At 63.2% G+C, this 24,173-nt stretch carries 18 protein-coding genes and 1 pseudogene; 7 read left to right on the top strand and 12 right to left on the bottom strand.

Features of this window, described 5'->3' with window-relative positions:
* Positions 1–157: 157 nt before the first annotated feature.
* Positions 158–643 (bottom strand): glutathione peroxidase, encoded by a 486-nt coding sequence (locus OU800_RS04670; protein WP_268181566.1) that lies wholly within the window; start codon positions 641–643, stop codon positions 158–160.
* Here OU800_RS04670 and OU800_RS04665 point away from each other — a divergent pair.
* Positions 642–800, top strand: a complete 159-nt coding sequence (locus OU800_RS04665) for a hypothetical protein (protein ID WP_268181564.1) — start codon at positions 642–644, stop codon at positions 798–800. The two genes, OU800_RS04670 and OU800_RS04665, sit on opposite strands and share 2 nt — an antisense overlap.
* Here the strand turns inward: OU800_RS04665 and OU800_RS04660 are convergent.
* Complete coding sequence (locus tag OU800_RS04660) at positions 794–1,279, bottom strand: FKBP-type peptidyl-prolyl cis-trans isomerase (RefSeq protein WP_268181563.1); 486 nt, start codon at positions 1,277–1,279, stop codon at positions 794–796. The genes OU800_RS04665 and OU800_RS04660 overlap by 7 nt on opposite strands.
* A gap of 86 nt (positions 1,280–1,365) precedes the next feature.
* Between OU800_RS04660 and OU800_RS24190 the strand changes: the two are divergent.
* The 4 genes and pseudogenes from OU800_RS24190 to OU800_RS04645 form a co-directional block, all read left to right on the top strand.
* Positions 1,366–1,431: pseudogene (locus OU800_RS24190) on the top strand (DUF3565 domain-containing protein); the annotation flags it as partial.
* A gap of 132 nt (positions 1,432–1,563) precedes the next feature.
* The gene (locus OU800_RS04655) at positions 1,564–2,748 is read left to right on the top strand and encodes an acetate kinase (protein ID WP_268181561.1); all 1,185 of its coding nucleotides are present in this window, start codon (positions 1,564–1,566) and stop codon (positions 2,746–2,748) included.
* Between the two features lie 9 nt (positions 2,749–2,757).
* A complete protein-coding gene (gene pta, locus OU800_RS04650) occupies positions 2,758–4,851 on the top strand; it encodes a phosphate acetyltransferase (RefSeq protein ID WP_268181560.1) in 2,094 nt (697 codons plus the stop codon).
* A 233-nt stretch (positions 4,852–5,084) separates the two neighbouring features.
* Complete coding sequence (locus OU800_RS04645; protein ID WP_268181559.1) at positions 5,085–5,981, top strand: acyltransferase; 897 nt, start codon at positions 5,085–5,087, stop codon at positions 5,979–5,981.
* Between the two features lie 57 nt (positions 5,982–6,038).
* Here OU800_RS04645 and OU800_RS04640 read toward each other — a convergent pair whose 3' ends face one another.
* The 6 genes from OU800_RS04640 to OU800_RS04615 form a co-directional block, all read right to left on the bottom strand.
* On the bottom strand, positions 6,039–8,156 hold the full coding sequence (locus OU800_RS04640; RefSeq protein WP_268181558.1) for a putative bifunctional diguanylate cyclase/phosphodiesterase: 2,118 nt from the start codon (positions 8,154–8,156) through the stop codon (positions 6,039–6,041).
* Positions 8,157–8,225: 69 nt separating this feature from the next.
* Positions 8,226–11,942, bottom strand: a complete 3,717-nt coding sequence (locus tag OU800_RS04635; RefSeq protein WP_268181557.1) for a CHASE domain-containing protein — start codon at positions 11,940–11,942, stop codon at positions 8,226–8,228.
* 176 nt (positions 11,943–12,118) lie between these two features.
* Entirely contained in the window at positions 12,119–12,775 is a 657-nt protein-coding gene (locus tag OU800_RS04630) for an OmpA family protein (RefSeq protein ID WP_268181555.1), read from the bottom strand.
* A gap of 96 nt (positions 12,776–12,871) precedes the next feature.
* Positions 12,872–13,540 carry an OmpA family protein gene (locus OU800_RS04625; protein ID WP_268181553.1) on the bottom strand — a complete coding sequence of 223 codons (669 nt, stop codon included), beginning with the start codon at positions 13,538–13,540 and terminating at the stop codon, positions 12,872–12,874.
* 64 nt (positions 13,541–13,604) lie between these two features.
* Entirely contained in the window at positions 13,605–14,249 is a 645-nt protein-coding gene (locus OU800_RS04620; RefSeq protein ID WP_268181551.1) for an MBL fold metallo-hydrolase, read from the bottom strand.
* The gene (locus OU800_RS04615) at positions 14,249–15,271 is read right to left on the bottom strand and encodes an AraC family transcriptional regulator (RefSeq protein WP_268181549.1); all 1,023 of its coding nucleotides are present in this window, start codon (positions 15,269–15,271) and stop codon (positions 14,249–14,251) included. The genes OU800_RS04620 and OU800_RS04615 overlap by 1 nt, the downstream gene beginning before the upstream one ends.
* A 192-nt stretch (positions 15,272–15,463) precedes the next feature.
* Between OU800_RS04615 and OU800_RS04610 the strand changes: the two genes are divergently transcribed.
* Positions 15,464–16,309, top strand: a complete 846-nt coding sequence (locus OU800_RS04610; RefSeq protein WP_268181547.1) for a metal-dependent hydrolase — start codon at positions 15,464–15,466, stop codon at positions 16,307–16,309.
* A 1,024-nt stretch (positions 16,310–17,333) separates the two neighbouring features.
* On the opposite strand, the gene OU800_RS04605 is transcribed toward OU800_RS04610, so the two are convergent.
* Complete coding sequence (locus tag OU800_RS04605) at positions 17,334–18,275, bottom strand: alpha/beta fold hydrolase (RefSeq protein WP_268181545.1); 942 nt, start codon at positions 18,273–18,275, stop codon at positions 17,334–17,336.
* 70 nt (positions 18,276–18,345) lie between these two features.
* Positions 18,346–18,999 carry a TetR/AcrR family transcriptional regulator gene (locus tag OU800_RS04600; RefSeq protein ID WP_268181543.1) on the bottom strand — a complete coding sequence of 218 codons (654 nt, stop codon included), beginning with the start codon at positions 18,997–18,999 and terminating at the stop codon, positions 18,346–18,348.
* 72 nt (positions 19,000–19,071) lie between these two features.
* Between OU800_RS04600 and OU800_RS04595 the strand changes: the two genes are divergently transcribed.
* The gene (locus tag OU800_RS04595; RefSeq protein WP_442964736.1) at positions 19,072–19,938 is read left to right on the top strand and encodes a hypothetical protein; all 867 of its coding nucleotides are present in this window, start codon (positions 19,072–19,074) and stop codon (positions 19,936–19,938) included.
* Here OU800_RS04595 and OU800_RS04590 read toward each other — a convergent pair.
* Both OU800_RS04590 and OU800_RS04585 read right to left on the bottom strand, forming a co-directional pair.
* The gene (locus OU800_RS04590; protein ID WP_268181539.1) at positions 19,927–22,653 is read right to left on the bottom strand and encodes a LuxR C-terminal-related transcriptional regulator; all 2,727 of its coding nucleotides are present in this window, start codon (positions 22,651–22,653) and stop codon (positions 19,927–19,929) included. The genes OU800_RS04595 and OU800_RS04590 overlap by 12 nt on opposite strands.
* Before the next feature lie 146 nt (positions 22,654–22,799).
* Positions 22,800–24,167, bottom strand: a complete 1,368-nt coding sequence (locus OU800_RS04585) for a DUF1329 domain-containing protein (RefSeq protein ID WP_268181537.1) — start codon at positions 24,165–24,167, stop codon at positions 22,800–22,802.
* Positions 24,168–24,173 lie beyond the last annotated feature (6 nt).

The following is a 24,173-nucleotide window of genomic DNA, read 5'->3' as shown; positions in this document are numbered from 1 at the left end:
GACAACATCCCCGAAAAAAGATGCTCGCTGAGATGCAGACTAGATAAGGACGATTACGCCGTATTCAAGATCGGGCGACTTGATCCAGGTCAGTCACACCCCAACCTCGCCAACGCCCCCCCAATGGGCAGGCGATTGGCGAGAGACTGGCCGCTTCTCAAAGACCAAGGGCTTTCTCGATGGCCTGGATCAATGCCGGGTCGTCCGGCGTGGTACGTGGCGAGAAGCGCGCCAGCACGCGGCCATCCTGGCCCACCAGGAACTTCTCGAAATTCCAGGTGATGTCACCTGGGAATTCGGCGCCTTCACCGGCCAACAGGCGATACAGCGGATGACGCCCCGGGCCGTTGACTTCCAGCTTGCTGCCCAGTGGGAAGGTCACGCCGTAATTGAGACTGCAGAATGAGCGGATTTCCTCCTCACTGCCTGGCTCCTGACCAGCGAACTGGTTACAGGGCAGGCCCAGCACGGTAAAGCCGTTGCCCTTGTACTGTTGATAGAGCTTCTCCAGCCCGGCGTACTGGGGGGTCAGACCGCATTTGGAGGCGACATTGACCACCAGCACCACCTGGCCCTTGTAAGGCGCCAGCGGCAGATCCTGGCCGTCCAGCGCACGCAGATTGAGATCGTGAAAGGCACTCATGACGAACGTCCTCGGCGAATCCAGTGCAGCAGGGCAAGCTACCCTGCCAGTTGCGATGCATGAAAAAGGCGCCCTGAGGCGCCTTGATCGCATGATTGAGCTTAGCAGCGGTTTCCTCGCAAAGGACGACCGCAAGTCGCTTCGGCTCGATCAGTGATGGTGACCACCTTCACCATGGATGTGGCCATGAGCCACTTCTTCCTGGCTGGCGTCACGTACATTGACGACCTTGACCTGGAAGTTCAGACGCTGACCAGCGAGCGGGTGGTTGCCGTCGACGGTGACGTCGTCGCCATCGATGTCGCGGATGGTGACGATCTGCATGCTGCCGTCCGGGCCGGAGGCATGGAACTGCATGCCGACTTCCAGCTCGTCGACACCCTCGAACATGGCGCGGCTCAGGGTCGCGACCAGCTCGGCGCTGTATTCGCCGTAGGCTTCTTCGGGTTCGACGGAGACCTGCACTTCGTCACCGGCCTGCTTGCCGACCAGGGCCTTCTCCAGGCCGACGATGATGTTGCCGGCACCATGCAGGTAAACCAGCGGTGCGCCGCCAGCGGAGCTGTCGATCACCTCGCCAGCATCGTTGGTCAGGGTGTAATCGATGGAGACGGCCTTGTTGGCGGCGATCAGCATGGGGAGACCTTTTGCGAAAGAGGAATGAATGATCAAGTCTAACCAAGGCCGGCCGTGATTGCGACCCGACCCCTGACAAATGGACTGTGTGTATCGTTGATTTTCGTCAGGGCGAGTATGGCGGCTGGCTGGCAGTCTTATCTTGTGGCCATATTCAGTCTGTACGCCACCGACCACCCTGGCAGAATCGGCCCTGGCTACGCATTCCCAGTTGCTCCAGGCCCTCATTCGCCCATGGCCGATGCGCCAGGGATCGGTCGCACGAAGAATCCAAGGAAGCTCACATGTCGGCACGCAACATTCTGGTCATCAACTGCGGCAGTTCCTCGATCAAGTTCGCCCTGGTCAACGAAGCGCAAGAAGCTTTCATCCTCAGCGGCCTGGCCGAACGCCTGGGCAGCCCGGAAGCGGTGCTGCACTGGCAACGAGGCGAGCACCAGGACAGCCTGGTGCTGCCAGGCGCCGATCATCGCCTGGCGCTGTCGCATCTGCTGCCCATCGTGCAGCAGGCCGCTGCCGGTGAGCTGCACGGCATCGGCCACCGCGTGGTGCATGGTGGCGAACATTTCGCCAGCGCCAGCCGCCTGGATGCCGCCAGTCTGCAAGCCATTCGTCAGGTCGCGCCCCTGGCGCCCCTGCACAACCCGGCCAACCTGCAGGGCATCGAAGCGGCGATGAAGCTGTTCCCGACGCTTACGCAGGTCGCCGTGTTCGATACCGCCTTCCACCAGAGCTTGCCCGAGCACGCCTATCGCTACGCCGTACCCGAAGCGCTGTACCGCGAGCATGGCGTGCGACGCTATGGCTTCCACGGCACCAGCCATCGCTATGTCAGCCAAAAGGCCGCACAGATGAGCGGCCTGGCGTTCGAGACCAGCAGTTGGCTGGTGGCGCACCTGGGTAACGGCAGTTCCACCTGCGCGGTGGAGAATGGCCAGAGCCGCGATACCAGCATGGGCCTGACGCCACTGGAAGGCTTGGTGATGGGCACGCGCAGCGGCGACGTCGACCCCAACCTGCACAGCCATCTGGCCCGCACCCTGGGCTGGAACCTGGAGCGCATCGACAGCATGCTCAACAAGGACAGCGGCCTGCTCGGCTTGTCCGGCCTGTCCAACGACATGCGCACACTGGAGCAGGCCCGCGAACGGGGCCACGCTGGCGCCACCCTGGCCATCGAGGTGTTCTGCTACCGCCTGGCCAAGTCGCTGGCGGCGATGAGTTGCGCGCTACGCCGTCTGGATGGCCTGGTCTTCACCGGCGGCATCGGCGAGAACTCGGCGCTGGTTCGCCGCAAGACGCTCGATCACCTCGGCCTGCTCGGCCTGCAACTCGATGCCGAGGCCAATGCGCGCTGCGTACGCGGCGTCGCCGGTGCCATCCATTACGCCGGTTCCCCGCGCGTGCTGGTGGTGCCCACCAACGAAGAGCGGCAGATTGCCCTCGACACCCTTGCCCTGCTCGACTGAGGCTTTTTCATGCATACCTTCTTCATCGCCCCCACCGGCTTCGGTGTCGGCCTTACCTCCATCAGCCTCGGCCTGGTCGGTGCGCTGGAACGCAGCGGCCTCAAGGTCGGTTTCCTCAAGCCCATCGCCCAGCCGCATGCCGGCGACCTCGGCCCGGAACGTTCCAGCGAACTGATCTCGCGCACCCACGGCCTCAATTCGCCCAGGCCGCTGCCACTGAGCCATGTCGAACGCATGCTCGGTGACGGACACCTGGATGAACTGCTGGAAGAGATCATCAGCCTCTATCAGCAGGCCGCTGCCGACAAGGACGTGGTGATAGTCGAAGGCATGGTGCCGACCCGCCATGCCAGTTACGCCGCACGGGTCAACTTCCACCTGGCCAAGAGCCTGGATGCCGACGTGATCCTGGTCAGCGCACCGGAGGACGAGAGCCTCAGCGAACTGTGCGACCGTATCGAGATCCAGGCCCAGCAGTTCGGCGGCCCCAAGGATCCCAAGATGCTCGGCGTGATCCTCAACAAGGTGCGCAGCAAGGACGGCATCGACGCCTTCACCGAACGTCTGGAGGAAACCTCCCCCCTGCTCAAGAGCGAGAGCTTCCGCCTGCTCGGCTGCATTCCCTGGCAGGACGAACTCAACGCGCCGCGTACCAAGGACGTCGCCGAACTGCTCGGTGCACGCATCCTCAACGCCGGCGATTACGAACAGCGACGCATGATGAAGATCGTGCTCTGCGCCCGCGCCGTGGCCAACAGCGTGCAACTGCTCAAGCCAGGCACCCTGGTGGTTACGCCAGGTGACCGTGACGACATCATCCTCTCCGCCTGCCTGGCGGCGATGAACGGCGTGCCCCTGGCCGGCCTGCTGCTGTGCAGCGACTTCGCCCCCGATCCGCGCATCATGGAACTGTGCCAGGCTGCCCTGGCCAACGGCCTGCCGGTGATGACGGTGAGCACCGGCTCCTACGACACCGCCACCAACCTCAACCGTATGAACAAGGAAATCCCGGTGGATGACCGGGAGCGGGCGGAGAAGGTTTCCGACTTCGTCGCCAGCCATATCGACCATGACTGGCTGAGCGCCCGTTGCGGCACGCCGCATGATCTGCGTCTGTCGCCGCCGGCCTTCCGCTACCAGTTGGTGCAGCGGGCCAAGGCCGCGGCCAAACGCATCGTCCTGCCCGAGGGCAGCGAACCGCGTACCGTGCAGGCGGCCGCCATCTGCCAGGCGCGTGGCATCGCCCGCTGCGTGCTGCTGGCCAAGCCGGAAGAGGTGCAGGCCGTGGCCCGTGCGCAAGGCATCGAACTGCCCGAAGGCCTGGAAATCCTCGACCCGGATCTGATCCGTCAGCGCTATATCGAGCCCATGGTGGAACTGCGCAAGGGCAAGGGCCTCAATGCCCCCATGGCCGAAGCGCAACTGGAAGACACCGTGGTGCTGGGCACCATGATGCTGGCTCTGGACGAGGTGGACGGCCTGGTCTCCGGCGCCATCCACACCACCGCCAACACCATCCGCCCGGCCCTGCAACTGATCAAGACCGCACCGGGCTACAACCTGGTGTCCTCGGTGTTCTTCATGCTGTTGCCGGATCAGGTACTGGTCTATGGCGACTGCGCGGTGAACCCGGATCCGAGCGCCGAGCAACTGGCGGAAATCGCCCTGCAGAGCGCCGACTCGGCGCAGGCCTTCGGCATCGAGCCGCGGGTAGCCATGCTCAGCTACTCCACCGGCGATTCCGGCAGCGGCGAGGAAGTGGAGAAGGTGCGCGCGGCCACCCGCCTGGCCCGGCAGAAACGCCCGGAGCTGCTGCTCGATGGCCCGCTGCAATACGATGCCGCAGCGATCGACAGCGTCGGCCGGCAGAAGGCACCGAACAGCCCGGTGGCCGGGCGCGCCACGGTGTTCGTGTTCCCCGATCTGAACACCGGCAACACCACTTACAAGGCGGTGCAGCGCAGCGCCGACTGCATCAGCGTCGGCCCCATGCTGCAGGGCCTGCGCAAGCCGGTGAACGACCTGTCGCGTGGGGCGCTGGTGGACGACATCGTCTTCACCATCGCCCTGACCGCGATCCAGGCGGCCAATCCGCCGAGCTGAAGCGGCCGTAGGGTGCGCCATGCGCACCAGAGGAAGCGCGCTTGTTTCACGGTGCGCACGGCGCACCCTACGGCGCGATACCAGGTGGTCACACCTGGCACTTGCAGGTCAGTGCACAATCGTTAACCTTGCCGCTCGAAACGGCTCGCAGCAGGGACTGCCGCAGCGTCTGAAACCCTAGGGGGTAGTCTGGAACACCCCCAGCATGCGCCACCCTTGGAGACATTCGCCCGATGCTGCACTTCCTGCCTGCCCCGCTGCGCGGCCTGATCGCCGGCCTGATGCTGGCCCTCAACACCCTGTTCTGGTGTTGGCCGCTGTTCTTCATCGCCCTGCTCAAACTGCTGCTGCCCTTCGCTCCGGTGCAGCGTGCGCTGCGTTTCGTGATGCATGGCATCGCCGAGAGCTGGATCGGCGTGAACAAGTTCTGGATGCGCCTGGTCGGTCGTATCGAGTGGCAGGTAAAGGGCTTGGAGCGTTTCGACACGCAACACTCCTACCTGGTCACCAGTAACCACCAGAGCTGGGTGGACATTCTGGTGCTGCAATACCTGCTCAACCGACGCATGCCACTGCTCAAGTTCTTCCTCAAGCAGGAGCTGATCTGGGTGCCGGTGATCGGCCTGTGCTGGTGGGCGTTGGAGTTCCCCTTCATGAAGCGCTTCAGCAAGGAATACCTGGCCAAGCATCCAGAAAAGCGCGGCCAGGACCTGGCCACCACACGCAAGGCCTGCGCGCGCTACAAGACCAACCCGGTGGCGGTGTTCAACTTCCTCGAAGGCACCCGCCTGACTCCGGCCAAGCATGCCCAGCAGCAGTCACCGTTCAAGCATCTGCTCAAGCCCAAGGCTGGCGGTATCGCCTTCGTGCTCGATGCCATGGGTGAGCAATTGCATGCCATCGTCAACGTGACCATCCACTACCCGCACGGCATACCCGGTTTCTGGGATCTGCTCTGCGGCCGCCTGGACGCGGTGCAGGTCAACTTCAGGCAGGTGGACATTCCACGCGAGTTCATCGGCCATAACTACGATCAGGACGAGGAATACCGCCAGCGCTTCCAGCTATGGGTCAACCAGCTATGGCAAGAAAAGGATGCGGAGCTGGACGCGCTCAAGCAGCAGGCATAGGCGATAGACCTGGAGGCATCCGGGCTACGGCTCGGAAGGCCTCGGTAGCTAGCGGCCTCAATCAGGCCGCGGCAAAGGGAGCCGCGCCCAGTCCAGTTGCGCCGGCACCTGCAGTGCGGCATCGGCGGCGATGCCAGGTGCCACCAGAAACCCCTGCATGACACCGCAATGATGGGCAACCAGCCAGTCACGCTGCTCCTGGGTTTCCACCCCTTCGGCAATCACCTCCAGGCCCAGATTCTGGCTCAGATCGATGATGGTGCTGACCACGGCGGCATCGCGGGGTGAATCGAGCATGTTGGCGATGAACAGACGGTCGATCTTCAGCGTATCCAGCTCGAAGTGGCGCAGATAGGCCAGGGATGAATAGCCGGTACCGAAATCGTCGATGGCGATTCTCACGCCCAGTTCGCGCAGGTGGCGCAGTTGCGCCTGGGTGCGCTCCAGATCCTGCATCAACGCACTCTCGGTGACTTCCACCTCCAGTTGGCTGGGATGCAGGCAATGGGTCTCGAGCACCTGCTGCAGATCGCTGACCAGATGCGGCATGCCGAACTGCACCGGGCTGACGTTGATGCTCAGCACCAGCTCCTCGCCGAAGCGCTGCCTGAAATCGGCGAGCTGCCTGGCACCCTCGCGGAAGATCCACGGCCCCAGACGATTGATGAGCTGGGTCTCCTCCAATAGCGGGATGAAGACATTCGGCGCCACCGTGCCGGCCACCCGGTGCTGCCAGCGCAACAGCGCCTCGAAACCACGCAGCCGGCCTGTCGCCATGTGGTACTGGGGCTGATAGACCAGCCTGAAATCATCGTTCTCGATGGCATGCCGCAGGCTTTCCTCGAGCAACAGGCGCGAACGCGCACGGCCATTCATCTCCGGCGAGAAGAAGCGATACTGCTGGCGCCCGGCACGCTTGGCCTCGTACATGGCCATATCGGCTGCACGCAGCAGGCCCTCGACGCTCTGCCCACATTCGGGGAAGCAGGCGATGCCGACACTGGCGCCCAGGGTGAAATCCACCCCCGCCATGCGATGCCTGACGGAAATCATCTCGATCAGTTTCTCTGCCACCTTGGCGGCGTCCTCGGGGTGGCTGAGGTTGTCCAGCAAGGCGGTGAACTCGTCACCGCCGATACGCGCCAGGCTGTCGTAAGGGCGCAAGCAGGACTTGAGCTGCTCGCCGACACGCCGCAGTAGCTGGTCACCGGCCGCATGCCCCAGGGAGTCGTTAATGCGTTTGAAACCGTCCAGATCCAGATAGAGTACGGCCACCCGTTGACCACTGCGTTCGATCCGCGCCAAGGCCGACTCCAGGGCCTGGTGGAACCCCCGGCGGTTGAGCAGGCCGGTCAGCGAATCGGTCACCGCCTGCGACTCGAGCTGCGCGTGCAGGTTGCGCACCACCGACATGTCCAGCGCGATGATCACCATGGCGTGCTGTGAGCGTGGCAGCGGCGAGCAGGACAAGGCCACCGGCAGCAGCCCACCCTTGAAGGTACGCAGCATGGCCTCGTGCTCGCGATAGGTCTCATCACGCTTGAAGTGCTGGTAGAACTCCGAGTGCAGCCATCCCCCGCTGGTCGAAGGCGCTCTCAGGAAGGACATGAAGTCACTGCCCTCCAGATCCCCCACCTCGCCGTCGAGCATCTGCGCCATGGCTGGGTTGGCGAACTGGATTCGCCCATCCTGGCCCACCACCATGATGCCTTCGGCGGCATTGTCCAGCACCGAGGCATTGAAGGCGCGGGCACGATCGAGTTGCTGGGTCAGCTGCAACAGATCGCTGCGATTGCGTTCGTGCTCCAGCAGGCTGTGGATCTTGTGCCGCAGCATGGTCGGGTCGAAGGGTTTGAGCAGAAAATCCACTGCCCCGCTGCTGTAGCCACGCAGCACGGCATCCTGCGTCTGAGCGATGGCGGAAACGAAGATGATGGGCGTCAGGCGGGTGCGGGGGTTGCCGCGCATCAGGCGAGCCACCTCGAAGCCATCCATGCCGGGCATCTGCACGTCGAGCAGCACCAGGCCCACGTCCTCCTCGAGCAGGCAGCGCAACGCCTGCTCCCCCGAACTCACGCAGCGCAACTGCCACTCACCCTCTTCCAGCAGGGCACGCATGGCCTCGAGGTTCTCCTCGCGGTCGTCCACCACCAACAGGGTCTGCCTGTCAGCCATGGCAGCGTTCCTGTTCATCGCCAGCGCTCCACCTCTGTCCTTATGCCCGTGCACGGCTCACTCCTAACATCAGCTTAGATCATTGCCAGAAGGCGCCCCGACAGACGCCCCCAGCCAGCGCTCCAGTAGCACCAGCAACTCATCACGCTTGACCGGCTTGGCCATATAGTCGTCAGCGCCCGCGGCGATGCATTTCTCGCGATCACCTTTCATGGCGTGGGCCGTGAGAGCGATGATGGGAACGCCGCAGTCATGCTCCTCCTTGAGCAGGCGCGTGGCCGTGTAGCCGTCCATGTTGGGCATGGCCATGTCCATCAGGATCAGCTCGAAGGGCTCCTGCTGAAAACTGGCGATGGCCTCCAGACCATCCTTGACCGCCGTCACGCACAACCCCACCTCGTCGAGCAGCGCCGTCATGGCGTAGAGATTGCGCACATCGTCATCCACCAGCAGGATGCGTCGCCCTTGCAGAGGGCTGTGGATCACCTGCGTCGGCTCCGGCGCACGCACATCGCCGAGAAACCCCTGCACGGCACGGCATAGCGCCTCACTGTCCTCACCCTGCTTGCACACCACCACCGCACTGTAGCGACGCAAGCGCTGCAGGCTCTGCTGGGTGACGTCGACACCGGTATTGATCACCACCCGCGTGCCTTGCAACGGGCGTATCTGGTTGAGCCTGTCGAGCAGGACGAAGCCATCCTGCTCGGGCAGATCGAGGTCGATCACCAGGGCGGCGAAGCTGCCTTGTGCATAGCAAGCACAGGCTTGCTCGGCATCCGCGCAGGCGGTGACCTGCAAGCCCAGTTGCGTCAGTTGCTCGCGATAATGCTCGCGCTCGGCCTCGACATCCTCCACCAGCAGCAGGCTGCGCTCCTGCAGAGAGCCATGGCCCAGCTCGACGAAAACCTGCTCCAGCTCATCACGGCCGATGGGTTTGACCAGATAGCGCGTACCGTCGTCATTCCAGCCCGCCGGTTGCGGTACGCAAGAGATGATGTGCACTGGCGTATAGCGGTGGCTCGGCTGGGCACGCAGACGACGAAAGAGCTGCCAGCCACTGAGATCGGGTAAGAGAATGTCGAGGATCACCGCCGCGAAGGTCTCGTGCTGCAACAGCGTGAGAGCCTGCAACCCAGTGCGGCACTGCACGCTGGAAAACCCATGAGCATGGGCCTCTTCAGCGATCACCGCGGCGAAATTGGCATCGTCCTCGACAATCAGCAGCGGCGGCCCCTCACCGGCCCGCTGTGGTGCCTCGTACTGCGCCTCGGGGACGCTAGCAGAGGCCGTCTGTACCGGCAGCCGGACGGTAAAGGCAGAGCCTTGCCCCGGCGTGCTCTGCAAGCTGATGTCACCGTCGAGGGCCATCACCAGTTGCCGAGTGATGGCCAGACCCAAGCCGGTGCCACCGAAGCGGCGACTGGTGGAACCGTCGATCTGCTGGAAGGCCTGGAACACCTGCTCGTGCTGCGCGGGATCGATGCCGATGCCGGTATCCTGAACGCAGAAACACAGCAACTCGCGCTCGTCGGTCTGGCGCCCCTCGCTACTCACGGTCAGCGTCACCTCGCCTCTGTCGGTGAACTTGAGCGCGTTGGACAGCAGGTTGCGCAGGATCTGATGCAGACGCACGCGGTCGGTATGCACCACGCGCGGCACACCGGCATCGAGCTGGGTATGCAGACGCAGGCCCTTGACCTCGGCCATCGGACGCAGGCTGGCATCCAGTTCCACCAGCACGTCCTGCATGTTGATCGGTTCCAGCTTGATCTGGATGCGCCCCGCCTCGACCTTGGCCAGATCGAGTACGTCGTTGATCAGTTGCAGCAGATCGCTGCCGGCGCGATAGACGATATCGGCATGTTTGGTCTGCTTCTCGGTAAGGTTGCCCGCCACGTTCTGGCGGAGCTGGTCGCTGAGAATCAGGATGCTGTTGAGCGGCGTGCGCAGCTCATGGGACATGTTGGCGAGAAACTCGGATTTGTAGCGGTTGGCCAACAACAGTTGCTCGGCCTGATCGCGCAGCTTGTGTTCGGCCGCCTTGCGCTCGCTGATGTCGATGATCACCGCCTGCACCAGGTTCTCGTCACCACTGCGTATAGGTGACAGCCCCACTTCCAGTGGGATCATGCGCCCCTCTCGATGCTGCCCGAAGAGCTCGCGATTGCCGCCCATGCGGCGCTGCTCGGGCATGGCTTGATAACCCCGGCGCAACGCCACGTGATTGCCCCGCTGCGCGGTGGGCAGGAGCATTTCCACCGGCTCGCCGAGCAGCGCCTGGCGTTCGTAACCGAAGAGCAGTTCGGTCTGGCGATTGACCATGGCGATACGCCCCATGCCATCGACCAGCAAGATGGCATTGGGCGATGCCTCCACCACCAGACGAAAGCGCTCTTCAGCCACCTTGCGTGCACGCAGGTCGACCAGGTTGAGCAGATATCCGCTGCCTTCGTAGAGGCTGTTCAGGCTGATGCTGACCGGAACCGAATCGCCACGCAGCGTGCGCAACGTGCGCTCGTCGGAATCGGCCAGTTGTGCCGGCAAGTCATGAGGCGATTCGAGATTGGGGATCACCCGCAGCACGGACTCGCCAATCAACTCTGCCACCGTGCAGCCGAGCAACTCGGCTGCGCTGCGGTTGGCAATCTCGATGCGGCCTGAGTCGCTGCACAGCAGCGTCGCCACCGGCAGGCGCTCGATCAGCAGGCGGAAGCGCTCCTCGCGCTCCTTCAGCTTGGCGGTGGCCAGCGCGCTCGTGTACTGCTTGCGATCACGCTGATAGAGATAACTGCCGACCAGCAGAGCCAGCAACACGGCCACCGCCCCCCCAGCCCAGAGATTGAACTGGCGAGTTTCGGCGTTGACCGCACGCTCATACTCGGCGGTGCCGAACACCTTCAGTGACCAGGTACGCCCATACAGCTCCAGATCCTGCTGGCTGGCGAACAGCGGCGGCTGCGATGCTCCCGGACGCGCCATGCTGAGCAAGGGGCTATCGCTCGCCTGCCGATCGGCCAGAACGATATCGAAGCGGCGACTCTGCAGCCCGAGAATGCCCTCGATCAGGTCATGGATACGAAAGGCCCCATGCACCAATCCCAGCAGAGCTGCACGGCGCTCCTGCGCGGTGTTCAGAGCCTTGCCAGACTGAAAAACCGGCAGAAACAACAACACCCCAGGCTGCTGGTTGATTTCGGTCTCCTGGCGCAATACCACTGGCCCGCTGAGACTGGCCTCCCCCGTCTCGATGGCCCGCTCTATGGCGGCTTGCCGCACGGCCTCACTGAACATGTCGAACCCCAGCGCACGCCGATTGCGCCAGTCCAGCGGGCTGACGTAGTCGATGGGCAGGTAGTGCTGGCGTTCTCCCTCGGGAAATACCTGATAGTCCAGACGCCCTTGTGCCCGCTGCCTGGCAAGAAATTCCCCAAGCTGCTCGGCACGGATGAAGCGTGACCAGGCCACGGCCTGGATGCCGGGGTAATGATCCTGCAGTTGCAACTGATCGAGGGCACGATCCCATTCCGCCTGCGAGACGTCAGCGCTGCCGATCAGCAGCCCGGAGACACCCCGCAGCACCATCTCGTAGCTCTGCATGCGCGCCAGCACCTGCTGGCCTATCTCCTGCGCCTCGAGCTGAAAACGCTGCTGATGCCCTTCGGCCTGCCGATCCTGATAGACCTGCCACTGCCACAACAGCAACCCGGCGAGCACCGACAGCAGCAGCAGCGCCAACAGTACGGGACGCCACGGCTTGGGTGGTGCAACGACGCTGCCCTCCATTGATTTTCCCCCGCTCATCCAATAGCAACCGCGCAGCATTCGTGTACGAACGTTCCGCATTCATTGAGCGTAGTCTAGACAGACTTTTCGAGGATGGCCTTGTGCCAGGAAATAACCGACAGACAGTCGAGCCAGCCCCTGCATGGCAGGGGCTGGAGAGGAGAGAAATTGGCGTATCAGAGCGGTTGCAGGTTGATCTCGACGCGACGGTTCTGCGCCCGCCCGGCTTCGCTGGCATTGCTGGCGATCGGCTGGCTGGAGCCAGCGCCATAGGCCGAGATGCGCTGCGCTGGCACACCATTGGCCGTCAGGTAACTGGCCACGCTCTGCGCGCGACGCTGCGACAGACTCTGATTGAGTGACTGCGAGCCGGTGCTGTCGGTATGGCCAACGATGTTCACGCCGTTCTTGTCGAACTCCTTGAAAACCAGCACCAGGGAGTTGAGGGTTGGGTAGAAGCTGCTGGAGATATCGGCGGAGTTGCTGGCGAAGGTGATGTTGCCAGGCATGATCAGCTTCAGGTCATTGCCATTGCGCTGCACCTGCACGCCAGTGCCTTGCAGGGTCTGGCGCAGCTTGGCCTCCTGGGTGTCGACATAGTAGCCGTAACCGCCGCCCGCCGCGCCGCCGACGGCCGCACCGATCAAGGCGCCCTTGGCACGGTCCTTCTTGCTCGAAGTGGCAGCGCCGATCACCGCCCCAGTGGCCGCACCGATTCCGCCATAGATGCCGGCCTTGCCCGCCTGACGCTCACCGGTATAGGGATTGGTGGTACAGCCGGCCAGCACGGCCATGACTGCGGTTGCGGCAGCCAGATTTCGCCAGATTTTCATGAGATATCCTTAAAACACTTGAGAATTCAGCTAATTAGCCGAGTACTTCGAGCCTATTGAAAGGCTCGAAGTTCCCTCGTGTTTTTCGGGGCGACCTCACTGCACGCCGGGCAAGGGCCGCAGCGTCACCTCGACACGACGGTTCTGTGCCCGGCCGTCCGGTGTATCGTTGCTTGCAATCGGATTATCCGGCCCCATGCCGCGCGTGCTCAGACGGCTCGAGTCGACACCCTGCGCCAGCAGATAGTCGGCCACGCTCTGGGCACGGCGCTGCGACAAATCCATGTTGTGGCTGCGCGAGCCGGTGCTGTCGGTGTAACCGACAATCTCGATGCTGTTCTGGTTGTACTGGCGGAAGGAGTTGGCCAGGTTGTTCAAAGGTTGATAGAAGCTACTGGAAATCTGCGCCGAGTCGGTGGCGAAGGTGATGTTGCCTGGCATGACCAGTTGGATCACATCGCCCTGGCGCTGCACCTCGACGCCAGTGCCCTGCATGCTGCGGCGCAGTTCGGCCTCCTGGCGATCAGCGTAATAGCCGTAACCGGCAGCGGCGGCACCCGCTACCGCCGCACCGATCAGCGCGCCCTTGCCACGGTTGTCATGGTTGATCAAGGCACCGGCAGCGGCACCCGCCAAGGCCCCAAGACCGCCATAGGTGGCCGTGCGGTTGGAGCTCGGCGCACTCTGGTCGTAGGGGTTTTGCGAGGCACAGCCAGACAGCAGCAGAGCGCCGGAGCACAGGGCGATGAGAGGCAAGCGGAACATAGAGCATCTCCAGAAGTAACGCGGTGATGGCCTTTTGAGCGCCGACACAGCCATAAGTGCCGTATCAGGCGCGAATAAAGGGGTTCTCACGCATCTCGTCGCCCAGGCGCGTGTCGGGGCCATGCCCGGTGACCACGGTGGCGTCCTCGTCCAGGGCGTACAGGCGCTGTTTGATCGAGCGCTCGATGGTGGCATAGTCCCCTCCCCACAGATCGGTACGGCCGATACCGCGACGGAACAAGGTATCCCCGGCGATCAACAGCTTGGCCTCGGCGAACCAGAAGCTCATCGAACCTGGCGTATGCCCAGGGGTGTGCAGGGCCACGCCACAGCCGCAGGCCAGTTCCTCGTCATCGGCCAGCCAGCGATCCGGCGCCGGCACCGGCGTGTAGGGCACACCGAACATGCGGCACTGCATCTCCAGGTTGTCCCAGAGGAACTGATCGTCCTTGTGCAGATGCAAGGTGGCACCGGTCTTTTCCTTCATCTGCCCAGAGGCGAGGAAATGATCGAGGTGGGCATGGGTGTGGATGATGCTCACCACCTTGAGCCCATGCGCGTCGAGCCGCGCCATGATCAGATCGGGATTGCCGCCCGGATCGACCACGATGGCCTTCTTCGTGAGCGGATCACCGATGATGGTGCAGTTGCACTGCAAAGGCCCGACAGGGAAAGTTTCGCGGATCAACGCGGGTGCTGCGGGGTTCATCAGACGTCCTCGTGGCGGTATTCACTCGGCAGTTTACCCGTCCACTTGCGGAACGCACGGCGGAAATTCGAGGGGTCACTGTAGCCCAGCAGATGGGCGATCTCGAACAGTGGCAGGTGGGTGGTGCTGAGGTATTGCAGGGCCAGGCGACGGCGCACGTCGTCGAGCACCTGCTGGTAGCTGGTGCCCAGTTGCGCCAGGTGCCTACGCAAGCTGCGCGCACTGGTGTGCAGCGCCTGCGCGGCGCCGTCGAGGTCGGGAAAATCACCGGGGTGCGCCAGCAGCAAGCGGCGAACCCGCGTGAGCAGTTCGTCCTGCACGTCGAGACTAGCCAGCAGGGCTTCGCACTGGCGTTCGCACATTTGCACCGTGGCGGGGTTGGCCAGGGCCATGGGGCGCGGCAGGTAATGGCTGGGCAAGCGCATCCAGTGATAGGCCTGCTCGAACTGCACAGGCACGCCGAACACCTCCTTGTAACGCGCTGCATGAGGCGGCGGGGCATGGGCGAAGCCGACGGCAAGGCCATGCAGATCGTCCGCCAGCAGGAAGCGAACGATGGTGTGCATGCTGCTCAGCAAGCCTTCGGCGGCGAAGCAGGACTGCATCCCCATGGGCAGGGTTTCCACCGCGCGCAACTCGGTATAGCCGCCCTGCTCGACCAGTTCCAGATCGAATGCCAGACCCAGCACCCGGTAGTAGCGCAAGGCGAACTGCAGCGCCTTGCCCAGGTTGGCGCTGGCCAGCACGGCGTAGCCAAGAATGCCATGGGTGGACACGTTGAGCCGCTGCCCCAGGATCAGCCCCAGTGCCGGCTCCTGGCAAAGCTCGAGTGCAGCCTGGCTGAGTTGATGAAAGTCGACGAAGGACAGGCGCTCTGCGGGATTGCCCAGTATCTCGGGCCTGACACGAGCAGCGGCGAGCAGGCTGGTACGGGGTACGCCCAGTTCCTCGGCAAGGCTCAGCAGCGCCTCGGCATATGCGACGGGCACCCGTTCGGCAGCCAGGAGAAAACTCTGATTCATCGGCAATCTGGCCATATATGACGCATGGACGAATCGACCTTAATCATCCATGAACACCATAGCGCCGAACTTTTTAATGGCGATGAAAAAAGTGGCCGGATATGACCTGAACTATGGCTGCTAAGAACCTGTGCACCTTCGTGCAACCTGCGCATAGTGGACTAGAGTTCATAACAAGCAGATGGAGGCCATATGGCCAGCACCACTCCGGCCGGGCTGCAGATTCGTCCCCGGCATATGGATTTCGACCTGCCCAATCCGTTGCCGCGCCACTGGCATAGCGGCGATGCCTTCAAGAGCCACCTGTTCGATGCCATGTCGGCGCTGTTCCCCGATGGTGAGCGCTTCTTCATCGACTCGGTGCGACATTTCCGCGAGCAAATCGAAGACCCGCTGCTCAAGGAGCAGATTCGCGGTTTCATCGGCCAGGAAGGCCACCACAGCCGCGAACACCTGGAGTACAGCCAACGCCTGCGTGACCTGGGTTACGACATCGGGCGTATCGAGAAACGTGCCCGCCTGCGCATCCGCTTCATCCAGAAACGCTTCTCGCCCGAGCGCCTGCTGGCCACTACGGCTGCACTGGAGCACATCACCGCGATCATGGCCGACGGCCTGCTGCGCAACCCGCATTACATGGACGGCGCCCACCCTGCCCTGGCGCGCCTGTGGCGCTGGCACGCCCTGGAGGAAACCGAACACAAGGCGGTGGCATTCGATGTCTACAACCAGGTTTGCGGCAGCCGCTTCATGCTGCGCCGCGCCATGATCATGGCCACCTTCTTCTTCGTGAAGGACACCCTGCAGGGTCTGGCACACATGCTCAAGGTCGATGGACTGTTGTGGAACTGGCGCATCTGGCGCGACGGGCTGCGCTGGATGTGGGGCAAGGACGGCGTGTTCCGCCCGCTGCTCGGCACCTACCGGGACTTCTTCAAGGGTGGCTTCCATCCCTGGCAACATGACAACCTCGACCTGCTGTACAGCGCACGAGAAGAGTTCGATGGTGCCGCACAGGGCCAGGCCAACGCCGCCTGATCCTCTGACAGAATCTGGGCCAACAGGCTGGCGGCCTGACAGGCTGCTGGCGTCTCGGCTCGGCCAAGGAGGCATGCGACGCAGCCTTTTTCTCGGTTCTTTACGGAATCTTGGGAAGTCAGCCCTGATACCGGACTGGCAAGTTTGTGTGCTGGCTTGTGTTGGTGTTTTGGACGCCGCTGCGGTGTATTCAGAGATTCCGGGTTTCGCCCCCTCGGGCGACTCACTTTTCTTTGAAATCGGATTGCCGCCCAGCGCAAAGAAAAGTAAGCAAAAGAAACGCACCCCCGCCATCCGGAACTAGGCGTCCCCGTCATGCTGCGCTCGACTTCCCTCACTCCGGCACCGCTCCGGGGTCGGCTTACAAGGGCCATCCCTGGCCCTTTAAGCCTCTCGCGGCATCCATGCCGCTCGCCCCCTGCGCAATGCCTACGTTCGGCCTCCTGAAGGGGGCATTTGCGCGCCTGAACGAACAGGTATGCCAGGTTAGTCCTGAGTGCTCTGACAGTTGTGAAGTCGCGATGTGGCCGTCGAATTAAACCAATAGTTTCATTCGCGCAGTTTCATACGCATGGATAGCTTGCCGGCCTTCAGCCGGCATCCCGGTCAGCCCTAAGGCTGACCCATGTTCAAGCACTCCACGCTACTTCTGGGTTACTGCAGGCTCAGGCGCGTGCAGAGCCCGCCCAGGAGGGCGAACGGAGTCGTCGTGGAAGAGGTTGAGCGACATGGATGTCGCGAAAGCCGCGATGGGCCAGGGATGGCCCACCGCGGCGGGCCTCTGGAACGGCGATGGAGTGAGCGAACCCTGGCGCAGCCAGGGCCGGATGATCGGGCGGAGGGTTTTGGTTACTTTTGTCGGGCCGGCCATCCGGGGCAAAAGTGACTCGCCCGGGAGGGCGAAACCAAAACTTTCAACAAAAACGCGGCAATTCGGTATCAGCCAAGCATTCCCCCCCAAAAAGCGAAGAACCTTTTTCTTGGCCACCTGGCCCGACTACTGCCGGGCCAGGTAACTCGTCATTCAACCCAGCAGGAATTTCATCGCGTCGGCTGCGCTCTGCTCGGGAATCTCCTCCATGGGTATATGCCCGACACCGGGGTAGACCTTGACCTGGATACCCGGCAGGTCACGCTGCCAGAGCGGTACGTGCTTGGGCGAGATCCAGCGATCACGCTCGCCCCACATCAGCAGAGTGGGCGTCTGGATCTGCGCCACCCGTTGCGGCGTGCCCTGCAGCTCCGTCTTGTTCACCTTGAGCAGCACGCGGAAGATATCCATCATCGCCCGGCGATTGCCCGGCCGCCGCGACAGGTCGTAGTAACGATCCACCACACCAGGTTTGATTCGCCCCGGCTCGCCATAGACCTCACGGATGCCCTGGGCAATCAGCGCATGCGGCATCCACAGCGGCATGGCGATGGTGGAGCCAGGCAAGGCAGCGGAGGCGATCATCCATGGCACCTTTTTCATGTGGTAGCCAGCCGGGTCGATCAGTACCAGTTTGCTGACCCGCTGCGGTTGTGCCAGGGCGAAGTTCCAGGCGATGTAACCGCCCAGGGAATTACCGGCAAGCACGGCGCGCTCTACCTGCAGGTAATCGAGCAACTGCTCCATCACCCGCAACATGCGCTCGGCCGAGTACTCACCGTCGCGGGCAGGCCCGGTGAGACCGAAGCCCGGTACATCGAAACGGATGATGCGGTAATGCGGTGCGAAGGCCTGCACCCAGCCATCCCAGGTGTGTAAGGAGGCGACCACGCCATGGATAAGCACCAATGCAGGCTTATCACGGCTGCCTTCGTCACGGTAGTGGACGTTGAACCCATCAATCTCGACATAGCGCGAGCCTTGATCGGGGTTGCCATAACGCGCCTTCAGACGCTCGAGCGGCAAGGCGCCAAAACCCAGACGGGCAAAACCGGCAGCCAACGGCGGTTGCAGGGGCAGGCTATGGGCGGACATGCAGAGCACCTCGATTCTTGTTATGGAAAAGCACGATCAGACCACGATTGCCCGGCGAACACCGCCCAACCTAGGTTGAGCCGGGGCAGAGCGAGGCGATCAGCAGATCCCCCAGCACGGCCTTGGCGCGCTCGATCTCTTCGCGACTGGCGTTGCGTCCGAGCAGGTCGAGGGAGGTGGACTCCAGCGCCCAGATCAGCGCTCGATAGACCAGCGGATCACGCGGTTGCAGCTCCGGCTCCAGGCGCTCGATCAGTAGTCGCAGCATCTCCTCGTGGGCATGCCGACGATGCGCGGCCAGGGGGGAACCGGCACGTAGCGCTTCCTCCTGCATCATGCGGATGATCGGCCCCACCGCCAGGTGGTAGTCGAAGAAACGTTCGACCATGGCGCGCAGCCAGGCCGCCGGGCTGCCGGCCACGCTTTGCATTTCGCGAAAGCGCGCCAGCAGCAGTTGCACGGCGGTCTGGTAGATGCCCTCGAGCACCTCCATCTTGTTGGCGAAATACTTGTAGAAGGTGCGCCGGGAAACCTGGGCGGCCTCGAGCAGGTCACCGACGGTGACATCCTCCAGTCCCTTGCGGGTAAACACCGGGATGGCCGCCAGCTGGATATTGGTGCGTTGCAGGTGCCCCACCAGCGGGCCGTCACTGCCCTGCCGCGCCAGCGCCCCATAACCGCCGAGATCCTCGAAAACGGCGCGTACCGCCCCATGCTCGTCCATCGCTCCTCCCAACCAAGGCGCGGGTGACGAAGCGCGACGAGCTAGGTACTCTGAGGCTGCCTTCAACCGCGGATGATCACTGTGCCGAACACCCTAGCACGCCGCTTGCTCTGGCCGCTGGCCATCCTTTTGCTGGTCTGCATCCCCGTGCATGCCGCTGAACTGTTCTACCTCGGCCAGCGCATTCCCGATACGCAGAAGCCCTGGCGCAGCAGCGACTACCAGCAATTGCTGGAGGCCTTGCGCAAGGTGGACGAGACTCAGGCCAACGCCCTGCCCCGACGCAGCGGTGAGTTCACCGGGCCGATCTATCAGCGCATGGTGTCGCCGGAGAATTTCCGCCCGCAATTGAACATCTACGCCCCTCTGGAGCTGCGCCAGAACGAAGCGCGGGAAATGCTGTTCCAGCTCAAGGAACTGATGCGCCTGTATTTCGACTTCCGCGCCAAGCAGCAGCCCTATGCAGCCGAAGCGCTGGGCCTGATGAGTTACTCGCTGCGCCAGCAGGCGATCCTGTTCAGCCTGACCACCGAGTTCTGGATGACCCTGTCACAGAGCGAGCAAAGCAACTCGGTGCGCCTGCAGGGCCTGCAGGAAACCAAGGAAGCGGCCGCCATGCTCACCTCCGGCGCCCTCGACTATCTGAACCTGACCCAGGCCTTCGGTCGCGACGAACTGCTGCTGTACAGCGCCGAGGTGAGCCAGCAATTGCCGGAGTTGTTCATCCACTTGCCGGTCGACATGCAAGCCCAGCTACTCGCCCGCATCGAGCAGATCAGCCAGGAGCATCGTTACCCCCAGGTGCGCGAGAACATGGCCAGCCTGCTACCGGTGCTCAGCGTCATTCATGACGACGTCAAGCGCAAGATGGCCGAGCCAGTGGCTGCGCCGGCCAAGCCCAAGACGCTCGACCTGACCCCGCCGCCTTCAGGCCAGTAAGCCCAGCACCTTGGCCCGCGCCACGGCTTGAGTGCGCCGCTCCACCCCCAGCTTGCTGTTGATGTGGCGGGCATGGGTCTTGACCGTATGCAGCGAGATGAACAACCGCTCGCTGATTTCCTGGTTGGAACAACCCCGGGCAATCAACTGCAACACTGCCAGCTCCCGCGTGCTGAGTTTCTCCGCTGGTGCGGCTTCTACCAGCACTTCCTCGGCCACGGGCGCAGGCAGCCGTGCGAGCAAGGCTTCGCGCAAGGGTTCGTCTGGACGCTCGGCCAGGTGCGCCGCCAACCAATGCGGCTGGTGCTGCAACAACTCGTCGAACGCTAGCAGCACGCCACTCCGTGCGGCCTCCAGGCAGGCATCGAGCAATTGCCGCCCCTCGCGCACATTGCCCGCCTGGTGCAACAGTTGCGCCAGTTGCGCCTGCGCCATCACGGCCACCAGATGCCCGCCCAAGGCCTGCGCCTGTTGTACCAGGGCACGCAAACGCCGCTCCGCCGTGTTCATGTCGCCTTGCAAACGGATCAGGGCCGCTATCTGCAGTTCGATGTGCAACGCCAATTGCGGATGGAATTCCGGTGCGCTGTTACGGCTGTTCTCGCCATAGGTGGCCTGCAGTTGCGGCAACCAGGCAGCGGCCAGCTCGATTTGTCCCTGGCGCAACCAGAGTTCGCATTTGATCAGGGTGATCATGGCCAGGTAGTAGACCGCCGGCACGTCCCAGACATGCATCAGCCGCTCGGCCTCGCCGAGCAAGGCGAAGGCCTCGGCACTGCGCCCGCAACGGCCCTCCAGACTGGCCATCACACAGTAGCCGATGAGCACGCCGACATCTCGACAGGCCCTGGCTTCGGCCACGCCCCGCTGCAGATGCTGCAGCGCCTCGACCGGCTGCAGGCGCAGGCTGTGCAGGTAGCCCTGGTAGATCTGCAGGCGCGCGCGTACCGAATAGCTACGCTGCGCGGACAGCCCCTGCAGGCAGGAGAGCCCCTGGTGCACCTCATCTTGCGCACGCAGCACTTCACCACGGGCTTGCAACACCCGCGCCCGCTCATAGTGGGCGATGGCCTCGAACAAGGGGTTACCGACGCGCTGGGCCAACTCCAGCGCATCGCGATTGAGCCCTCGCGCGCGCCACAGGTCACCGCGCACCACGGCAAGGTTGGCCAGACAGGCCAGGCACATGAAGTGCGGCCCATAACGCTCGCTCTTCAGGCCGGCCAGTGCTTCGCTGCACTGCCGCTCGGCCCGTTCGCCATCGCCACGGCCACGGGCTATCACGCCATCGAGCGCCTGCCACTGGGCCAACAGGCTGCGCTGGGTGACCGGCTCGGCTGCTGGCAGAAAGCGTTCGAGCTGTTGGAGCAGCTCCTGCGCAGCATCCAGTTGACAGGCCAAGGCCAACGCCCAGCCATAGAGCATGATCAGACGTGGCGTGCTGGCCAGCAGGCTATCGGGCAGATTGGTCTTCCAGCGCAACAGCATGGCGATGTTCTGCTCGCCCAATAGCTGCTCCTCGGACAGGCTCTGCACCAGATTGGCCGCGACATCGCTGTGCCCGGCCAGCAACGCCTGCTCGACTGCATCATCCAACAGCCCCTGGGCGGCAAACCAGCGACAGGCACGCAGGTGCGTGCCCTCGCGAGTACGCTCCGAGGCCTCCTGTTGGCGAGCCTTGAGCAGGTCGGAAAACAGATGGTGATAACGGAACCAGCGCCCTTGCTCATCGAGCGGCACCAGAAATACCTGGTTGGCCTGCAACTGACGAATGATCGCGGCACTGTCCTGGCTATCGCGCACGGCATCACACAACGAAGCGCAGAAGCGCTCCAGACAGGCGGTTTCGAGAAGAAACTGCTGCACATCGGCCGGCTGCCGCTCGATCACCTCTTCCAGCAGATAATCGCGGATCAGCCCTTCGCTACCCAGCAGAACCAATGGTTCGCAGCGCTCATCACCGCCCTTCTCGCTCGCCAGCAACCACAGGCGCAAGCCCGCGACCCAGCCCTCGCTGCGCTGCAGAATGGCCTCCATCTGGCGTGGTTGCAGGTGCGCGCCCTGATTGGCCAGCAGCACATCCAGCTCTTCGGCCGTCAGGCGCAGATCCTGCTCGCTCAACTCGAGCAATTGCCGCGACAGGCGCAAGCGCGCCAGGTGCCAGTCCGGACGTTGACGACTGGTCACCAGCAGCAGCACGCTGGGCGGCAGATGGTTGAGCAAGAATTGCAGGCAACGATCCAGCACGACACCCTGGGCCAGGTGGTAATCGTCTAGCACCAGCAACAGTGGCCGAGCCTCGTCCTGCACCTGGGCCAGCTCATCGAGTAGCCCGTCGAGCCATTGCTCGAAGGCGAAGGGCTGATGTCGCTGACGCATTTTCAGCAGTGCCAGCGCCTCACCGCCAAGCCCTGGATGGAACTGCTGCAAGCCCAGGAGCAAACGCTCCAGAAAGCGCCCGGGATCAGCATCGCGCTCGCTCAGGCCGAGCCACAGGCTATGCCAGTGCGCAGGTAGACGCTCGCAGAACTCGATGGCCAGCGAACTCTTGCCGAATCCTGCTGGCGCGCACACCAACAGCAGATGGCCCTGCAGACCGCTGTGCAAACGCTCGCACAAGCGTGGTCTGGGCACATAACCCGCCGGTAACGGCGGTCGATAGAAGCGCGCCTCCATCGCGTTGGACAATCCTGACAAGCGTGAGAGATCGGTCATCGGCCGGTCCTTGGGAGCATCGATCAGCAGGGGGCGACCTGCCTCAGACTAGCGGCTTGCACAGGGCATTTGAAGGCTCCGCTACAGACGGTAACGAAAAAGCCGGCACTTGGCCGGCTCGTTCGTCTTGCGTGCTGCAATGGTGCTTAGCGCACACCCGCCTGGCGCAGGGCCGCTGGGGTGTAGTCACTGCTGGAGGCCTTGTAGTTGAAGTCGTAGGCCTGCTTCTCCTCGTTCTTCATGCCCAGGGCCAGGTAACGACCGGACAGCAGGTCGTACAGGGATTCCAGGGTGTACCAGGGCACCTGCTTGTCGTAGTAGTACTGCGAGTGCGCCTCGGCCACGCGCCACAGGGTGCCGCGACCGTCGTAGTGGTCGATCAGCGAGGCCTGCCAGGTGTCTTCGTCGATGTAGAAGTCACGCTTGGCGTAGATGTGACGCTCGCCCGCCTTCAAGGTCGCGGTCACGTGCCAGACGCGGTGCAGCTCGTAACGGGTCAAATCCTGGTTGATGTGCCCGGCCTTGATGATGTCCGAGTACTTCAGCTCCGGCGAGTCGAGCTTGTAGGCGTTGTAGGGGATGTAGATCTCCTTCTTGCCTTCGAGCTTCCAGTCGTAACGATCCGGTGCGCCGTTGTACATGTCGAAGTTGTCCGAGGTACGCAGGCCGTCGGCTGCGGTACCCGGGCCATCGTAGGACACCTGCGGAGCACGGCGTACACGGCGTTGACCGGCGTTGTACAGCCAAGCCAGACGCGGCTCCTTCACCTGGTTGAGGGTTTCGTGCACCAGCAGCACGTTACCGGCCAGACGCGACGGAGCGGTGACGCGCTGCTTGAAGTAGAACAGCACGTTGCTCGGCTTGCTCGGATCGTAGTCGGTCAGGGCGTCGCGGAAGGTGAACTCGTCCTGGAAGTACACCAGCGAGTAGGAACCGTTGGCTTGCGGCGTGGCCTGGGTCACCAGACGGCGCACGCTGCCACCGCGATAGCGGGTGATGTGGTTCCAGATCGCTTCCAGGCCGTTCTGCGGGATCGGGAAGGGGTTGGCGGTCTGGAAGTTCTCCAGACCGTTACCGCCTTCCACCAGCTTGGTGTTGACCGCGTTCTGTTTGGTCGCCTCGATCACAGACGCGGGGACGTTGGCCGAACGGTGGGTCGGGTAGACCGGCATCCGGTAGCTGTCCGGGTAGCGCTTGAACATCGCCAGTTGCCCGGGGGTCAGCTTGTCCTTGTACTGGTCGACGTTCTGCGCGGTGATGGTGAACAGCGGTTGCTCGTTGGCAAACGGGTCGGCCAGGAAGCCCTTGCTGTCCACCGCGCCAGCGTTGACCGGCAGGCCACCGGTCCAGGCCGGGATCGAGCCATCGGCGTTACCCGCCATCTCGGCGCCCAGCGGCGTCAGGCTCTTGCCCAGCTTGGCCGCTTCGTCCGGCGACACTGCCGCCATCACGCTGGTAGCCAGAAGAGACAATGCCAACGCGCCGCTTTGCCACAGTTTTTTTGTTGTTTTCATATGCAT

The organism is Pseudomonas sp. GOM7 (assembly GCF_026723825.1).
GTDB lineage: Bacteria > Pseudomonadota > Gammaproteobacteria > Pseudomonadales > Pseudomonadaceae > Aquipseudomonas.
Note: the sequence above shows the minus strand (reverse complement) of the source record. Positions and strands in the feature narration are given on the sequence as shown.